The organism is Aquamicrobium aerolatum DSM 21857, assembly GCF_900113935.1.
GTDB lineage: Bacteria > Pseudomonadota > Alphaproteobacteria > Rhizobiales > Rhizobiaceae > Aerobium > Aerobium aerolatum.
In genome coordinates this window covers 1-16,148 of the sequence record NZ_FORF01000036.1, presented here as the reverse complement: position 1 = coordinate 16,148, position 16,148 = coordinate 1, and the positions used below count along the sequence as shown (strand labels likewise).

Below are 16,148 nucleotides of genomic sequence, written 5' to 3'. Positions count from 1 at the left end.
TTCAGCCATGGTAGGGCGACCGCCAGCATCGAGGGCGGCACGAGAATGAACACCGTGACCTTTTCGGTTTTCAGGCGCGCGGCGTCGAAACCATCCTTGGTGACATGATCGCCGAGCGGCGTTGAGGGGGCATACCGTTTGGTAGCGAGCGCCGCCTTTGAAACGACGCCCGCCCATTGCGCATGAATCTTGGTGAGGGCGGCAAAGCGCGTGGCGTCGTCCTGCAAGGCCGGGTGGCCTTTTTCTTCGATCCATTCGAGCCGCTGCGCGATGTTTTCCGGCGTGTCGCGCACGACGCGGTAGAGGAACGCCAGATTATGCAGATCGGGCGCATCATAGAGCTTGATGGACGCGATCATGAGCGCGAGAAATTCCGCGCCTTCATCATTCCAGTATGAGCCGCTTTCGCGGCGATCACCGACCATCAGCAGGCGCGCGAGCGCGTTTGTGTCGGTGATGAAATTCGGGCTTTGCGGATCGAGGACGGAGAGCGGATTGAACCCGTCATCGGGATAGGCGAGGCCCGTATCTTTCTCGAACACGGAGGCGAAGGGGTTGAGAAACACCACCGGGCCGATTTGCGCGCGGCGGCGGGCCGTCATCGCCGCCAGCTCGCCAGAAGGGTCGGTGACGATCACCGCCCCTTCCGTCAGCTCGCACAGCGTCGGGACGACGAGGCCGGAGGATTTGCCGCCGCCGGTGCCGCCAATGGTCATGATATGACCTTCGCCGCTATGGTAGAGATCGACGCCGGCCGCGCGGCCGAGGAACAGCCCGCCCGGCTGCGTCAGGCCCGCGCGGCGCAGATCGCGCTTGCGCGCCCATCTGGCCTTGCCGAACACGCGCCCGCCGAACAGGCGGCGCAGCCAATAGGCATGACGAAACGGCCACCAGATCAGCCGGCGCATCCCCCATACGGCGAGCGCGACCAGCCCCCAGCCGACATACGGCGCAGCGGATCGCAACGCGGCATTGATGCCGACACGCTCGCCGAAGGCGATGAAATCGCCAAAGAGGAATCGAAATATCGGGCCGTCAGGCGACCATGGCAGGGATATGAAGCCGGCCAGATACAGGCCGATCAAGACAAGAATTATCCGGCCGATCATGCGCCGGCCGGTTCACCTGCCATCATGCAGTAAAACGCCCCTCTAGTTGCCCTGAAGGCAGATTATCGAGCCATGGGCGCCGGTCAAGCGTCCGAGGAGGCGCGCGAGCGCCGAGCAGATGCTTGACCGGCGCGCAGGGCGATCACAGCCTTGTTTGCGGGGTTTCTGCTATGCAGGAACCCCTGCCCTAGCGGCGAGCGGCCTATATCTTCAATCGGCGGACGCTGCGACCGTGGATCACGGCAAGAATAACTACCCCTATGTCATCGACTTCATAAAGGATGACATGGCTTTGGTGCTCATGCCGCCGTACGCCGAGCGCGATTGAATCGGCCGGCCGTCCCATGTGGGGATAGTCTGCAATCATCTGAAAGCAGTGCTCAAGATCGTCTTTGTAGTGCCGCGCCTGATTGCGGCCGAAGTGCTCAAGGCCATAAAGAAAAATCTCGAAAACGTCAGTTTCCGCCTGTTCGGTCAGTCTATAGCTATTCACGCAGCAACCCGCGCGCGGCGGCGACCTGTTCGGCTTGTGCAAAGAGTTCATCGACGCTGCGGGTTCCGATCCCGCTTGCCTTGGACTTCGCGACGAGCTGGCGCAGCTCATCAAGGGTCAATTCCTGCCCCAGTCGTGCCCGGTCACGCCGCACCAGATCGCGCACGTAATCGCTTGCGCTTGCATATTCGCCGTCACGGATACGCGCCTCAATCCAGTCCTTCATAGGATCGGGCAGCGATACGGTCATGGTTGCCATGGGTCGGCTCCTTTCGTTCATGCCTACAGCTTACCACGGAATAAGAATATTTCACAAATAATCTTATCTCTCAAAAGGCCGTTTCTTGGCCCTGTGGCGCTTGCGGGCGAGGTTTTCCCTCGCGGCTGGGTAATTCCAGCCTTGCCGGATTACGCATCCCGCGCGGCGCTATGCGTCAATGGCCGGCCCGCTCCATTCGCTTCGCTCCCGTGTTGTCCATGACGCGCGCTCGCGCCGGTCTGCCTTTCACCGTCACGGCTGGAATTACCCGGCCGCAGACAGAAAGGAAAAACCATGACCAACCCTCAAACCGCACCGCCAAGACCACGGCCCACCATTGCCGAGCTGAACGACGCTTTCCGGTCGAGCTTCCTATTCGGGGAAGTGCTGGTGACGCAGGGCATCATCGCCTTGCCCGACGACGACCGCCGCGCGGTCATCGCCAAGGTGCAGCGCTTCGATGCGTTCACGCCCGACAACGACCCTTACGGCGAGCATGATTTCGGCTCGTTCGATCAGGCCGGCGTCAAGGTGTTCTGGAAGATCGACTATTACAACCCGTCGATGACAGGCGGCAGCGAAGACCCGGCCGACGTGAAGAAAACGCGGCGCGTCCTCACGATCATGCTGGCGAGGGAATACTGATGCAGACGTTTTCCCCGCAGATCGGCGACGAGCTGGCCGACCGTTACACAGAGCAATTGGAGTCCGCGCTTATGGCGCGGGCTTTGGCCGACGCCGGCGCGCTGCCGGACGAGCGCACGCGCGCGATGCTGTCATGCTGGATCGTCGGCGTGTTTAATTCGGCCGCGGCTGATTTGCGCACGCTCGCCGAAGGCCGCGGCGAGCTGTCATGGCAACTGGAAGGCGACGGCTTCCGGCTGGTCTGGCAATCGCCGACCGGCCTCGCCTGCCATCTGGCGCGCGTGTACCCGCAGGCAAACGACACATGGGCCGCGCTGATCGTTGCCGGTGTTCGCGACGATGTGGACGAAGCCATGGCCGTTGCCGAATGGGGCGTGTCGAGGTTGAGCGCGTGAGCAGCCACCTATTCTGGTTGTAAAATCGTGGCGCGGTCGCAGGGCCGCGTCACGATTTGCGCCCGACGCCCTGCACCGGAGCGCCGCCAGAGCGGGCGGAAAGGCCGACGACGGCGGCGCTCCGGTGCAGGGCTACAGCCGGATTCCGTGGCCGTGGAGAGGCCGCAAGGGCGAAGCGGCAATATCGAGGTTAATGACCCCTTAACGCAACTTATGATAGGCTGTAGTATGAGGGTAGCCAGATATGTTTTTATTTACATAAAAACTCTGGCAAGGGGGCGCGTACACCACCCCTTTGAACCCCCCGTAAAGGAGCTATGGACGGCCGTGGCACGACCGAAAAAATCTCCCGATACCCTGCGCGACGTTCGCACGGCCGTGATGCTCACGGCCGAGGAACGCGCGCAGCTCGAACAGCGCGCAGCCGCCTACGGCCTGCCCCTGTCCGAGTATGTGCGCCGCCAGACGCTCGGCCGGCCCTTGCCGGCGAGCGTTGCCGACCGTCATAGCCGGGCGGCGCTGACCACGGCGCTCTTGCGGCTGGGCGTCAATCTCAACCAGATCGCCCGCCACATGAACGCCGGCCGTTTCGCCCCGCCGCATCTGCCTCATCTGATCGAGGACATACGCGGCCACGTCGAAAGGCTTTCGCGCGATGAACCCGGTCAAGATTGGCGCGGGTAAGTCCTTCAAGGGACTTGCCGCCTATCTCCTGCACGATGTCGGCCGCGCCGAAACCGACGCGCGCGTCGGTTGGGTGCAGTCGTACAATCTCGACGATGCGGAGCCTGATCGCGCGTGGAGGCTCATGGCAGCGACCGCCATGAGCGCCGACCAGCTGAAGGAGGCGGCCGGCATCAAGAAGGGCAAGCCCGCCAAGAATGTCGCCTATCATTTCTCGATCACGTTCAGCCCCGCCGACAATCCGAGCGAGGACGTGCAGCGCGCGGCCGTCGCCGGCGCGCTAAAGGCGCTTGGCCTCGACCGGCATCAGGCGCTTGCCGTCAGCCACACCGACACGGATCATCAGCATGTCCATGTGATGGTGAACCTGATCGACCCCGAAAATGGATTGTCGGCGGCGTCGAAGCAGCCGGACGGCCGCCCTGCCCTCACCTCGAACGACACGCTAAAATTGTCGAAATGGGCGCAGGCGTTCGAGCGCGAGCACGGTTTGTGCGTGACCGAGGGGCGCTTGGCAAATGCCAATAAGCGCGCCGCCGGCGAGAAGGTGGACGCGCGGCGCAAGCCCCGGAACGTGTACGAGCGCGAGAAGCAGGAAACCACCGACCGCCGCCGCGACTTCGTGAAACGTCAGCATGACGACAAGGCCCGCGACCTCACGGCCGAGAGCCGCGCCATGCACGAGCAGCATCGGATCGAATGGGACGCGCTCAAAGCGGCCTATGGCAGCGAGAAAAGCGCCATGCAGGGGCAGACTGGCAAGATCATCCGTCAGACCGTCGCCGATACCAAAGCCGCCTATAAGCCGGCATGGGGGAAGCTGTTTGCGCGTCACCGCGACGAGCTGCGCATATTCGAGGCCGGCGAGCGATCGCCGATCGGGCGCATCTGGCACGCCGCCGCCGTGTTCCGCGAACGGGCGCTCGACGGCGACATGCTCGGCGGATTCGTTGCCGCCTTCTCCAAGGACGAGCGCCGCGCCATCGTGCAGAAGAAGCACGACCGCGAGCGCGAAAAGCTCGGCAAACAGATCCGTGCAGAAATCACGCAGCAGATCGACCAGATCCGCCGCGATCAGGCCGAGGCGCAGCGGCAGGCCCGCGCGCGGTTCCTGCTATCGTGCGAAAACCTGCGCGGCGATCAGGAACAGGCCCGTGCGGCAATGCGCGAGCGTTGGCAGGCATACAATGCCGAACGCCGCGCGGCACTTGTCACGGTGCAGCAGCGGCAGGCCCATGTTGCGCGCGGCCGGAGCATGGGACGGCAGCGCGGGCGAGGATTAGAGCCGTAATTTAACCGGCAGCGGAATTCGGTTGCTTGAATGGCGCGCGGCGTTTCTCCAATATGTTTGGCATCGAGCGGCCGCGCTAAACCGGAGTGCATCACCATGACCCCGACGCCATCGCCAGCTGACGCCATCAAGCAGCTGAAAGCCATGTTTGCGCGCGAAATGAAAAGGCCGGTTGACCTCACAGAGTTCAGAGGCGGCGAATGGTGGCAGCTTCTTGATAGCGAAGCGGAAGTGTTCCAGCTGGAACTTGCCGACATGCCCGCCCTTGTCGCCGCGTGGGATATGTTCGAGGCAATTGCCGACATCACGCACAACGATCTTCATAACAGCCCGCTTTGCATCGAGGCGCGCACCGCCCTGCCCTATATCGAGCAGGGCCGGACGGACGCGCTGCAATGGGAAATGTTCGCCCGCCTGTTCGGTATTCGCGGCCGAACGGCGCGCGCGTGGTTCTATAAATTCCAGTTTTCGATGGCGCGGGGCGGGCTGGATTCATGGAACGACGATGACATACCGATGCCGCGCCCGCCCGTCATGTCGCCGGTTTATCGGCCGCAATTGTCGGACTGGCCGCGCGGCTAGGGCTTCGGGTTCCCTTCGCCCTCGCGCGCGTCCCCGCCCTCGTAAACACCCATCGATCTGATAGCTATCTAGTAGCTACTAGATAGCTATCAAATACCATTTAGTATCTGGTAGCTATCTGTTATCCTTTTTCGTGCAGGATTCGCCCTGTAACTTTTGCCCCGAAAGAGCCCCATGCCTGTTATTGCCTTTGCCAACCCCAAAGGAGGAGCTGGGAAGACCACCTCCGCTCTTATTCTAGCCTCTGAACTTGCGGCCAAAGGCGCGCAGATCACCATCATCGACGCTGATCCGGAGAAGTGGATTTCTCAGTGGGGCGCGCTACCCGGCAAACCCGATAATGTGGCGATCATCAGTGAGGTGAGCGAGGATTCCATCGTTGATTTGATCGAAGATGCAGCAAATCGCTCGCAATTTGTCATCGTCGATCTGGAAGGCACGGCCAGCCTTATGGTCGCCAATGCCATCGGCATGGCCGATTTGGTACTTATTCCGACGCAAGGCGCGTCAATGGACGCCAAAGGCGCAGCAAAAACGATCCGGCTGATCCGTAATCAATCCCGCATGGCACGGCGGGAAATCCCCCATGCCGTTCTTTTGACGCGCACCAGTGCCGCCGTGGCCTCCCGCGCCCTTAGAAACGTGCGCGATCAGCTCGATAAAGCGGGAATCGATGTGCTTTCTACTTCGATTGTCGAACGTGCGGCCTACCGAGATATTCTCGATTATGGCGGGCTGCTCTCAACCCTCAATTCCACCCAAGTTAGCAATCTTGATAAAGCCATCGAGAATGCTCGTGAATTCGCGGGCGAAGTTCTCGCGCTCCTGCGCTCTGCTGCGCAGAAAGCGAAGGTGGCGTGATGAGTAAGGAGCGCGCGGATCTAGGTTTTGCCGATGCCTTGGAGGATTTTAATCCGGCCGAGTGGAAACCAGCTCTTTCCCGGCCAGTAAACGACCGCCCCAAGCGCGAGGAAGCCACGAAAGCGGCAGAAGCCGCCGGTTTTCGCAGTCGAGAGCCTAAACCTGCCCCTGTGGTGGCAGAGGTGCGGGAAGGGCAGGGCACACAACGTCGCCGACGCACCGGCCGTAATGCCCAGTTAAATCTAAAGGCCCGGCCGGAAACGATCGAAGCCTATTACGCACTCGCTGACGCACAAGGTTGGGGGCTTGGCGAAACGCTGGAGCGTGCCGTCGAGCTCTTGGAAGCCAAATACGGGGTAGGGCGCAAGGCTGCATCGTGACAGCCACTCGCTTTGCCTTATCGCTTGTGTTCGTCCTGACTGCCTTTCCGGTCGCTGCGGCTGATCCTGACAGCCTTACAATCTGCTCTGGACCAAATAGGGCAGAGCGCAAGGTGACATGCCTAGTTGATGGCGATACCGGATGGGAACGCGGGGTTAAATGGCGGCTTGAGGGCGTCGATACACCTGAATACGCGGCTCACGCCGAATGCCCCGAAGAACCGGAGAAAGCTGCCCAATCAACCATGCGCATGCTGGAGCTGATGCAGGGCGGCTACAAGATCGAATGGCTTGGCGAAAAAGGAGGGGCAGGGCGTGACCTAGTGCGCATCTGGCTCTCAGATGGCCGTGACGCCGGCCAAGTGCTGATTGAGGAGGGTTTCGCAGTGCAATGGCCACATCGCCCAAGGGTGTTTTGTGAGGTTCACCCATGACATCTACGACTGACCAGCAAGATCGTGATTTCCTGCTTCCACCGATCCTGCGAGAGCTGGTTCAGGCTAGGAACAGCGTCCGAGACCACTATGGTTCTTCATCGCTGACCTTCACCTTTGACGGCAATCTGGTGGGCGATCTGGGTGAGGCGGTCGCTGCCGACTTGTTCGGACTTAAGATTGCGCCCAGAAATGGTACGGGTATCGACGGTTTCGCGCCGGATGGACGATCGGTACAGGTTAAAGCCAGCTGCACCGGTCGGGGCCCCGCCTTTCGCATGGTGGAGACGCGAGCGGATCACCTACTCTTTTTTCATCTCGACCTAGAGGAATGTACTGCACGCCTGTTGTTCAACGGGCCGGAGCACATCGCGCTCGCTTGCCTGAAAACTCCGTGGACAGGTCAGCGTATGATCAGCGTCCCGGCTATTAAGGCGGCCGATCAACGCGTCCCCGCAGATCAGCGTCTCCAACCACTCCGCAAATTAGAAGCGCGCCGCGCCTAAAAGCAGAAAAGAAAATCTGTGTTGTGCAATCCGTTGGTTGGAACGCATCTCACCGATCAAGCCCGGCCGCGCTTTTCGTACCATTTGCGGCAAAAGCCAATGAAGGCACGATCAGGGTGTTTGGGCGGCTCTTTTATCCAGTTGCGCCATTCCTGTTCGAGGTAATGCACATCCCAAGAGGGCGCGGCTTGCCGGGCCTCATCGTAAGTGTCCGCTTTGAGGAAAATCAGCGCTTGCTGCGCGCTTTGCTCGCGCGGCAACATGGTGCCACGATTGGTGAAGGTCACGCTATCGCGGTCGGAATCGAAGCGCAGCGCATAGTCCGGCAGGTGATTGGACTTCGCAATTTCACGTACCGCCCGCCTGAATTCCTTCTCGCTTGATTTCGATCCGGATTTTTTGTGCAGGGTTTGAAGGTCGATAATTGCCGAGCTTTGCGACCCGCAATGCTTCCGTGCGAGCTCATACATGCGTCGTTGTATCGGTTTGCGCAGCCGAAAATAATCCCGGTGTAACGTCAGCACGCTCTTCGTGCGAATAGCGTTGAACACCCAATCTGAAAGTTTCACTTCGCACCAAAGGAGCCGACCGTCCATGCCGTGCTTGCGCCGGATCGAGGACGCATCGATCAGGCCGAAGCCGTCTATCTGCTCTTCGTCGCCGGTGATGATATTGGTGCGGATACGCGTACCTTCTAGCCGATCGAGTGCTTCAACGAGCGCTATGTAATCGCGCCCCGATGTGCCCCGGTTGGTAAAGATCAGCAATTCCCGGCTATTGATCCGCACCCGCTGCGAGACCTTTTCGCCCTTGTTGAGCTTATGCATGATCTGCGAAATGCAATAGATCAGGATGTCCTTGTCGTAGATCGTCGCCAGCCCTTTAACGCTTGGCGTAATCTCCAACCAGTTACCGTTGTGCTCATAGCGCCGGACTGTGGTTTCGGGCTTCTTCGAGAGCGAATAGAACGGATGTTCCATTTGCTGCATCACGTCCTTGAGCACCGCATCGGCCACATCGCAGATGAACAGGTCATGCTGCGGATGCCGATCGGGGAGCAGATGCTCGTCAATATTCGTGTTATCACCCACCATGAAAACAGCCTTCGTAATTCCCTTCAACCGGTCAAGAAAATTCGTGGTTTTACCCACCGGGGTAGGTGGATAACTCGGGAATGAGATTCGTGGTTTTACCCACCAAAGTTCGTGGTTTTACCCACCGAGATTCGTGGTTTTACCCACCGAGAATGAAAAAAAACACCGAATTTAGATGTCATATCAGCGCGTTAGCTATTTTCCGAAATGCCGTAACACAGATTCTAACACATAATAACACTCACAGAGGGCTGCAAAACGCCTGATAATCGGTGTTCGGCCTAATCGGCCTCACAACCTATTCCAGCTCGCTACGCTCGCAATAAGCGGAATCGGCCTAACGGCCGATGACCTACCAATTTTGGTAGCCAAAACCGTCAGCGATTCTCCTGCACCATCAGCGCCTCGCACAACCGCTGCAAGGGGTCTTCGAGGAAGACGTAGGGCAAACGCTGAGGCCAAGCCGGCCCCCTATTGTGCCGACGGAAAGACCGTTTTCGGAGCAAATGGTGGGGCTGGAGCGCGACAAACGCTCTTCGTGGCACTCGGCGGCCTTCGATTTTTCAGGCCGTTCAGCGGGCTTTAAAACGCGAAACTGGGGGCGCTGCCCCCAACGCCGCGACAAGGGGTGGGTCCGGTATTTTCGCTTAGGGCGAAAATCTTCCGGTCCCGGCTTCGCCGCCCTTGCCGCTCTGCCCCCCGCGTTCGCCACGTGGCAGGGGAGCAAGGGACTTGCTCCCGCCTTTCATTTTCAGGCTCCGGGCCGGCGCGGCCACGCGGCGGTCTGGACCACCTTCGGCCCTTGAGGGCGTAAGACAAATACGGGGTGGAAAAACAGCTATCCGCGAACGGGTTATGTCAAGTGTAGCGATACACTATACAAGCCCTTTCTCGAAAGCTATCTTGTTTCAAGGCGTGATTCACGCCGAGGGGGATCAATGGCAAAATTTGGTGAGGCCGCGCTTACGCGGCCAGGGCATCCAGGGCCCTATATCCGTGCGCAGGTGCTCGATCGGTTCGATCTGTCAGTAACCGACGCCGCTGAGGCGGTCGGTATTACCCGCGCCGCATTTTCAGCTTTCCTCAATGGACGCGCCTCGCTATCGGCCGACATGGCGCTGCGCATCGAAAAGGCTTTCGCCATTTCCATGGCCCAGTTGATGCACATGCAATGCGATTACGACATCGCCCAGGCCCAAGCCCGAGAAGGCGAGATTTCTGTGCCCCGGTTCATTCCGTCCCAAAGGCCGCCAAATCAGCCTGGTCTCTTTGAGCAGAAGGGTGATCGCAAATGAATCCCGTTGAGATTGAAGAGCAAATCTCACAGCTGGCCAGCCAGCCATTCGATGCGGCCGAGTTCCCCTATGCCTTTCTGGAAGCCTTCGGCAATAAGGATACCACGATCAAGAAACTGCGCAGCGGCGCATCCAATAAGTCCGACCTGGGCGGCGTCCTGCAAACCAACAACATCCACATCAAGGTTGCCTTACCCGGCGAGGTTACGAAGACCCTTGCCGCGCTGAAAGACAGCCCGGCGACCACACGTGCTAAACCCAGCTTTTGGACGCGGGTGGTGGGAATATTCTCAGGATGACGTTATTTCATTTTGTTCCTAGCGCTCTTATCCATAAAAATCAAAATCCCAAAAAGGAAATTCCGTGGAATTGTCTATTTTAACACCCGCCGATGCTGCATTTCGCTCATACTGGGTTTCAAGACTCAAGCGCATCAGCGGTAACTTCGTCAATGACTTTGAAGAAGTACGCGCCGAATTATCCGAAGATATAAAAAATAATGGCCTGCTAAGCCTAAAAAGACATGTACGACTCTGCGGTAATATTCCTGAGTCATATGGACACGACACATCAGAAGAAAAACTTTACTCGAAGTATACAGATGCAGTTCTATGTGAGGCATATAAGGCTATTGGACTAAAGAGCATAGTAATAACAGAAAGGGCAGATGCAGCCGATGTTGAAGCATTTGGAAAGGATAAATTTTCCTTCGTTGCTGACGCAAAAGCTTTTCGATTGAGCAGAACCGCAAAGAATCAAAAAGATTTCAAAGTCCAAGCAATGGATGGGTGGAAAAAGGGCAAGCCATACGCAATGGTTGTTTGCCCTATATATCAGCTTCCATCATCATCCAGTCAAATATACATGCAAGCGAGCTCTCGTAATGTATGCGTATTTACATATTCGCATCTACTAACGGTAATAAATATATCAGAAGAGTTTGGGCCTGATGTCGCGGAGCGGAAACTTCTAGATATATTTGAGGCCATTAAAATCTCACAGCCATCAAAGAGCTCTTTAGACTATTGGAGAACTGTGAATAAGGCTATGATATCCGACTCTGATAAAATAGCTGAATTTTGGAAGGTCGAAAAAACTGCAGTTGATGACGTTCTGAAGATCGCAAAGGAAGAGGATCTCAAATTCCTTGCAGAAGTCCGGGAAAAAATTGTCAGAATGGATCACCAAGAGGCAATTGATGCGTTACTGGATTTTACAAAAATAGACAGCAAAATCAAACAGATAAAATCTGTAACACACGGCGGAGTAATAAATCTTGTATAATGTTGACATTGATAATCGAATTATAGCAGGGAACTGCGTCGACATTATGAAGAGTATCCCAGAAGGGTATGTCGACTTAACGGTTACGTCGCCTCCGTACGACAACCTAAGAACTTATAAGGGATATACCTTCCCGCTGAATGAAATTGTACAAGAACTGTATCGCGTAACTTCAGTGGGAGGTGTCGTGGTATGGGTAGTTGGCGATGCTACAGTAAACGGCAGTGAAACAGGCTCGAGCTTTAAACATGCTTTAAAGTTTATGGAAGCAGGTTTTAATTTGCACGACACAATGATCTTTCAAAAGACAAACCCTATCCCGCAAATATATCGAAAAAGGTATAATAATATCTTCGAGTATATGTTTGTATTCTCTAAAGGCGCCGTTAAAACTCACAATCCGATCATGATTGATTGTCTTCATGCAGGGCTGGAATTAGGAAGCACCACATACAAAAATTATTCAAAAGGAGAGCAAAAGAGGACAAAAATTGCTAATCCCGTGAAAAAACAAAAAATCAAAGGTAACATTTGGGAATATGTTGTAGGAAAGAAATCAGAAGATCAGGAGGCGAAAGGCCACCCTGCTCCGTTTCCATGTGCATTAGCAAGAGACCATATTCTCTCTTGGACTAATGTAGGAGATGTTGTTTTGGACCCAATGTGTGGGAGCGGAACTACATGCAGAGAAGCTCATTTATCCAACAGACGATATATTGGGATCGATATAAGTGAAGAGTATTGCGCTTTGGCCTCTTCGCGAATTTCATCTTTAAATTATATCGTAAATGAAGATACGTCGCAGCTTATATGAGAAGATAAGAATCTCTTCATAATCCTCGTTTACGCAGCCTATCAGGGTCTACTTTGCGCTGATCGCCACAATTGCCCATGCTCTAGGAAACCAGCACACTTTGAGGTGGTCCCGCTTGGTGAGACAGTTCGGCGGCTTGGCTAAGGTGGATCGGGTTGGTTTCTACGCCGCCAGTCGCTCCGTCATTTGTGCCCTAGCATAGACTTCGTCGGGTGTCCTGCCGCCGAAGGTCGAGTGCGGGCGTCGCCGGTTGTAGTATTCGATCCATGAACCGATGCCGCTGCGGGCCTCGCTTACCGTCGGGTAGAACGCTAGAGCGTTTTGCGAAAGCGACCGGCACTAGCCTGCGCATCAGCTTTGAGCCTGTCAGACCGTGATGTTCCGGCAGGGCCGTCACATCAGCTGACGGTGGCTCCGAGGTTGCAGTTTTAGAGCAGAAACATTGAATTCTGTTCAAGCGTGCAGTGGGCATGATGGCCGCCACGTTGGTTTTACACTTAAACCCTTATTGCCCGGTAAAGCGTCGCCCGGCTTACCCCAAGCGACTTGGCAACCGCGCCAGGTCCTTCGCCTCCATCGATCAGTTTGCGAGCATGCTTGATCTGTGCGCTCGTGAGGGCAGGAGGCCGGCCGACGCGCACGCCGCGCTTTCTGGCAGCGGCAAGACCGGCGTTGGTGCGTTCAACGATCAGCGACCGCTCGAATTCTGCTAATGCCCCCATCATGTGAAACACCAGTCTGCCGCCGGCCGTGCCTGTGTCGATGCTTTCGGTAAGGGACTTGAAGCCTGCGCCCTTGTCTCCGATCGCCGCGATGACCTGGATCAGATGCGGGAGTGATCGGCCCAAGCGATCGAGCCTCCAGACAATCAGCTCGTCACCTTGCCCGAGTTTTGCAAGAGCACGCTCAAGTCCGGGGCGCTTTGGAGTTGATCCCGATACCTTGTCTTCAAAGATGGTTTCGCATCCAGCCGCTCGCAGCGCGTCATGTTGCAAAGCTGCGTTTTGGTCGATGGTGGAGATGCGTGCGTAGCCAATTTTCATGCGCAAATTTTGCGACTAGGTTTTGAGACGCGCAAGCCTTTGAAAAGACTTATCCCGAACCTTTGTTTCAAAACCGACCGTTTTTGCGACAAAACCGAAATCTGATAATCGTAAAGGCAAGTAGACGTTTGTTGAACGCGGTTGCTAGGTTCTTCAAATGTTCTCCAAATTCACAAAACGCACCCAAGATAGGCCCCGAAGTAAGCAATGTAGAACTGCGTTGCTGCCTTCCTTAACCTATTTGAGACTACTCATTGGCAGCAAATAGATCGACCATTTCGGAGATCGGAAGGCCGCTATTTTCGGCGAACACGTCAACCGGCCGCGACAAGAGCACAGCCGGGATGAAAATCGCGAGAGATAGGCTGTACGCCTATCAGCGCGACGGCAAAGGAAGCACGTCGTAGCGCCAGCCGTACAGAGCATTTTGCGATAGGAACTGTTGCAGCTTGTCCTTGGGGGTATAGGCGACCTTGACCATTCCGCGTGCACCATCGGTATGGTAGGGGGTCGTTACTACTACAAAATAGCCATCTGAGTTGAGCGGGGCCGAGGCGACGTTTATTCGGCAATTGTTATGTATGTATGCGAGGCGACACTGTTCGATGGCTTTTAATTCAGCCGCGTTTTTGCTCGGGCCTGTTGCTATACGATAATGCGAGTCAGCGTTGCCGTCAGCGGAAATAGCGGCATAGGGACGCGCATCGTCAGGGCGTTGCATACGGTTTTGACTAAGTTGGGCATTTCTACCTAGCTCGGAATTCAGCTCTGCCAGCATTTTCTGCGTGTCGGCGGTATAATCCTTGATAGCGTGCTTCAGGTTCGGATAACCGTCCCGGCTGATATAGCGGAGGGCAGGGAGGTAACTACCGCACGCCTCGATTTTCCCTTCCAATCTTTCCGCCGATTTTTCAGCTCTGGAAAGATGTAGTGTACGGTTAAGCTCGGAGCGACACCTGTTGAACGAGCTGAAAAACTGCTGCGGCAGCTCCTTGCATTGATATGCGTACGGCGTTCGTGCGCATTGCTGTGCTTTATCCAGCATTTCGGCAGCAAAGCTGTTGAGCGGGGCGTCTTGCGCGATGGCAGCGGCGGCGAGGGCGAACGACGCGGAAACGGCCGCAATGACTGAAATGGCGCGTTGCGCGAATGCCATGCTTCTTCCCCCAACCCTGATCGGTGACACATAGCATCATTGCGCGAACAGGTGAATCCGCTTGTCTTGATCGCGAATAGATCGACCATGCGGGAGATCGGAGGCCGCGCCATCGGTGCAAGCGGCCGACGCGGTGCCTATTCGCTATCGTCGGTTTCTTCTCCCTCATCGCTGACCATGCTAGCTTTGCCGGCGCGCTTTTGCCGCCGTGCGCGATCCTCTAGCGCAGTTTCAATCGCGCTGCGCATATCGCGCATAGCGCGCGCCGTGCCGGTGATCGACCAGCCCCGTTGTCCCGTCAACTTGGAATAGATGGTGAGCGTGGCGACGTTCCAGCCGAGAAACAGGCCGGCGGCGCCTAGTGCGACCAGAGCGGCAATCTCATGACCGTAGAGCAGATCGCCGAAGGCCAGCCCGAAAACGATCATGCAACCGCACAGGCCGAGCGCCGCGAAAAACAGCTTGCGCGTGAAATCCACGCTTTCGAGCGTCGAAAGCTGAATCGAGCGCGAGCGCGCTTTGACAAATTCGCCCGTCACTTCGAGCGGGCCATTCTTGTAATATCGCTTGCCGATCATGGTCACACCACCGGAGCCGTGCCGCACTGATCGAAGACCCGCCCGGCTTCCAGATCGGCAATGCCGGCCGGCTTGTAGAGCCGCACCGTGGACGTGAACAACGCTAGATCGAGCTTGTCGGACATGCCGGCCGCGACGTTGCAGCCGCAAAAGGCCGGCGCATCGCTGTAGCGTTGCGCGCGGCGCAGCTCGTCAATCTCGGCCTTGCGCTTGGCGTCGTATTGGGCGCGCGCTTCCGCGAGGCCCTGACTGATCGCCTGTTCGAGCGGCCCGCTGCCCCACTGGCTTAGCGTGTTGCCGTGTTTTTGCATGAAGCGCTGCCCCTCTGCCCCGTACATGCCGATGATGCCGCCGAAGACACCGCCGCTGCCTGAATATTTTTGACGAATTTCGCGGCTGTTTTTTTCGGCGCGTTCCAGCCACTCGGCGTCGGCGGCCGCGAACCTTTGCGCGAGTTCGGCGCGGCCGGCCTCGACCGAAGCGAGGCAGGCGGGCGTGTAGTATTTTTCCGCGAGGCGCGGGCCGATCACGTTCGGCGCAAGCACGAGGTAATTGACCCCGAACCAGAGCAGCAGCCCGCCGATCAGCGGCGCGAGCGCATCGACCGGGAAGAAATCACGCCAATCTATCATGTAGGCAGCCTCACTTTCGGTAGGGGTTAGGATCGACCAGATCGCGCCATTGTTTCCGCGTGAAATACGGCACCAGCTTCGCGCGGATCGGGAAGCGCAGGCCGGTACGAATGATAATCTGGTGCCATTGTTTTAGGCCGCGTACTTCATCGGGCCGGATCAGCGGCAGGCCCACGTCGCCGGTCGAGCCGGTGCTGGACGGGTTGGACACGGAGCGCGTGCCGGCCAGCTCGGAGACGAGCTTTTGCACTTCGGATTCATCGACCGCGAAAAACTGCTTTGTGTTGCATAGCCCCATCAGCTCTTTCATGCCCTCGCTGCCGTAGAGTTCCGGCCCCGCCATGGCGGCATAGGTTTGCGTGAACAGCCATGTCCGCAGGCCCACCTTGCGAAATTGCGCCATGTGCGCGCGCAGATCGGGCAGGAAGCCGAGCGAGGGCGCTTCATCAATCAGCATCGTCACCGGCCGGCGCGGCCCCGGCTGGCCGATTGCCACGCCGAACACGCCGATCAGCGTATTCAGCCATGGTAGGGCGACCGCCAGCATCGAGGGCGGCACGAGAATGAACACCGTGACCTTTTCGGTTTTCAGGCGCGCGGCGTCGAAACCATC

General features: G+C 57.3%; 22 protein-coding genes and 1 pseudogene. 13 read left to right on the top strand and 10 right to left on the bottom strand.

The features are described from left to right. The 3 genes from BMZ42_RS17215 to BMZ42_RS17205 all read right to left on the bottom strand — a co-directional run. A partial coding sequence (locus BMZ42_RS17215; protein ID WP_139207996.1) for a type IV secretory system conjugative DNA transfer family protein occupies positions 1-1,109 on the bottom strand: 1,109 nt, incomplete at its 3' end. A gap of 202 nt (positions 1,110-1,311) precedes the next feature. Further along, positions 1,312-1,602, bottom strand: a complete 291-nt coding sequence (locus tag BMZ42_RS17210) for a type II toxin-antitoxin system RelE/ParE family toxin (protein ID WP_091525005.1) — start codon at positions 1,600-1,602, stop codon at positions 1,312-1,314. Further along, a complete protein-coding gene (locus BMZ42_RS17205; RefSeq protein WP_091525002.1) occupies positions 1,595-1,861 on the bottom strand; it encodes a type II toxin-antitoxin system ParD family antitoxin in 267 nt (88 codons plus the stop codon). Before BMZ42_RS17205 ends, BMZ42_RS17210 begins: the two co-directional genes overlap by 8 nt. 294 nt (positions 1,862-2,155) lie before the next feature. Between BMZ42_RS17205 and BMZ42_RS17200 the strand changes: the two genes are divergently transcribed. The 9 genes from BMZ42_RS17200 (at position 2,156) to BMZ42_RS17160 (ending at position 7,639) form a co-directional block, all read left to right on the top strand. Further along, entirely contained in the window at positions 2,156-2,506 is a 351-nt protein-coding gene (locus BMZ42_RS17200; RefSeq protein ID WP_091525001.1) for a DUF3768 domain-containing protein, read from the top strand. Continuing rightward, on the top strand, positions 2,506-2,901 hold the full coding sequence (locus BMZ42_RS17195) for a hypothetical protein (protein ID WP_091524998.1): 396 nt from the start codon (positions 2,506-2,508) through the stop codon (positions 2,899-2,901). The genes BMZ42_RS17200 and BMZ42_RS17195 overlap by 1 nt, the downstream gene beginning before the upstream one ends. Positions 2,902-3,228: 327 nt before the next feature. After that, a complete protein-coding gene (locus tag BMZ42_RS17190) occupies positions 3,229-3,585 on the top strand; it encodes a plasmid mobilization protein (protein WP_175556779.1) in 357 nt (118 codons plus the stop codon). Then, a complete protein-coding gene (locus tag BMZ42_RS17185; protein WP_091524992.1) occupies positions 3,557-4,876 on the top strand; it encodes a relaxase/mobilization nuclease domain-containing protein in 1,320 nt (439 codons plus the stop codon). Before BMZ42_RS17190 ends, BMZ42_RS17185 begins: the two co-directional genes overlap by 29 nt. A 96-nt stretch (positions 4,877-4,972) precedes the next feature. Further along, positions 4,973-5,458 (top strand): hypothetical protein, encoded by a 486-nt coding sequence (locus tag BMZ42_RS17180; RefSeq protein WP_091524990.1) that lies wholly within the window; start codon positions 4,973-4,975, stop codon positions 5,456-5,458. Positions 5,459-5,632: 174 nt separating this feature from the next. Further along, positions 5,633-6,319 (top strand): ParA family protein, encoded by a 687-nt coding sequence (locus tag BMZ42_RS17175; RefSeq protein WP_091524987.1) that lies wholly within the window; start codon positions 5,633-5,635, stop codon positions 6,317-6,319. Continuing rightward, positions 6,319-6,699 carry a stability/partitioning determinant gene (locus tag BMZ42_RS17170; RefSeq protein WP_175556778.1) on the top strand — a complete coding sequence of 127 codons (381 nt, stop codon included), beginning with the start codon at positions 6,319-6,321 and terminating at the stop codon, positions 6,697-6,699. The genes BMZ42_RS17175 and BMZ42_RS17170 overlap by 1 nt, the downstream gene beginning before the upstream one ends. A 113-nt stretch (positions 6,700-6,812) precedes the next feature. Continuing rightward, positions 6,813-7,133, top strand: coding sequence for a thermonuclease family protein (locus BMZ42_RS17860; protein ID WP_139207993.1), 321 nt, complete (start codon positions 6,813-6,815; stop codon positions 7,131-7,133). Beyond that, on the top strand, positions 7,130-7,639 hold the full coding sequence (locus BMZ42_RS17160) for a DUF6998 domain-containing protein (protein WP_091524981.1): 510 nt from the start codon (positions 7,130-7,132) through the stop codon (positions 7,637-7,639). The genes BMZ42_RS17860 and BMZ42_RS17160 overlap by 4 nt, the downstream gene beginning before the upstream one ends. A gap of 56 nt (positions 7,640-7,695) precedes the next feature. Here BMZ42_RS17160 and BMZ42_RS17155 read toward each other — a convergent pair whose 3' ends face one another. Further along, positions 7,696-8,733, bottom strand: coding sequence for a replication initiator protein A (locus BMZ42_RS17155; protein ID WP_091524978.1), 1,038 nt, complete (start codon positions 8,731-8,733; stop codon positions 7,696-7,698). A 938-nt stretch (positions 8,734-9,671) separates the two neighbouring features. Here BMZ42_RS17155 and BMZ42_RS17150 point away from each other — a divergent pair. The 4 genes and pseudogenes from BMZ42_RS17150 (at position 9,672) to BMZ42_RS17135 (ending at position 12,126) form a co-directional block, all read left to right on the top strand. After that, positions 9,672-10,028 (top strand): HigA family addiction module antitoxin, encoded by a 357-nt coding sequence (locus BMZ42_RS17150; protein WP_091524976.1) that lies wholly within the window; start codon positions 9,672-9,674, stop codon positions 10,026-10,028. After that, positions 10,025-10,294 (top strand): annotated as a pseudogene (locus BMZ42_RS17145) (type IIL restriction-modification enzyme MmeI); the annotation flags it as partial. The gene BMZ42_RS17150 and the pseudogene BMZ42_RS17145, both read left to right, overlap by 4 nt. Positions 10,295-10,391: 97 nt before the next feature. Continuing rightward, positions 10,392-11,312: a HindIII family type II restriction endonuclease gene (locus tag BMZ42_RS17140; protein WP_210185241.1), complete on the top strand. Its 921-nt coding sequence runs from the start codon at positions 10,392-10,394 to the stop codon at positions 11,310-11,312. Then, positions 11,305-12,126 carry a DNA-methyltransferase gene (locus BMZ42_RS17135; RefSeq protein WP_210185240.1) on the top strand — a complete coding sequence of 274 codons (822 nt, stop codon included), beginning with the start codon at positions 11,305-11,307 and terminating at the stop codon, positions 12,124-12,126. The genes BMZ42_RS17140 and BMZ42_RS17135 overlap by 8 nt, the downstream gene beginning before the upstream one ends. A gap of 162 nt (positions 12,127-12,288) precedes the next feature. Here the strand turns inward: BMZ42_RS17135 and BMZ42_RS17130 are convergent, their stop codons facing one another. The 6 genes from BMZ42_RS17130 to BMZ42_RS17105 all read right to left on the bottom strand — a co-directional run. Next, positions 12,289-12,390 (bottom strand): hypothetical protein, encoded by a 102-nt coding sequence (locus BMZ42_RS17130; RefSeq protein WP_420492483.1) that lies wholly within the window; start codon positions 12,388-12,390, stop codon positions 12,289-12,291. A 233-nt stretch (positions 12,391-12,623) separates the two neighbouring features. Then, complete coding sequence (locus BMZ42_RS17125) at positions 12,624-13,169, bottom strand: recombinase family protein (RefSeq protein ID WP_091524971.1); 546 nt, start codon at positions 13,167-13,169, stop codon at positions 12,624-12,626. A gap of 376 nt (positions 13,170-13,545) precedes the next feature. Then, entirely contained in the window at positions 13,546-14,325 is a 780-nt protein-coding gene (locus BMZ42_RS17120; RefSeq protein WP_091524969.1) for a hypothetical protein, read from the bottom strand. A 137-nt stretch (positions 14,326-14,462) separates the two neighbouring features. Beyond that, on the bottom strand, positions 14,463-14,903 hold the full coding sequence (locus BMZ42_RS17115) for a hypothetical protein (protein ID WP_091524966.1): 441 nt from the start codon (positions 14,901-14,903) through the stop codon (positions 14,463-14,465). A 2-nt stretch (positions 14,904-14,905) separates the two neighbouring features. Continuing rightward, a complete protein-coding gene (locus BMZ42_RS17110; RefSeq protein ID WP_091524963.1) occupies positions 14,906-15,535 on the bottom strand; it encodes a hypothetical protein in 630 nt (209 codons plus the stop codon). A 10-nt stretch (positions 15,536-15,545) separates the two neighbouring features. After that, on the bottom strand, positions 15,546-16,148 hold a 603-nt coding region (locus BMZ42_RS17105), incomplete at its 5' end, for a type IV secretory system conjugative DNA transfer family protein (protein ID WP_139207991.1).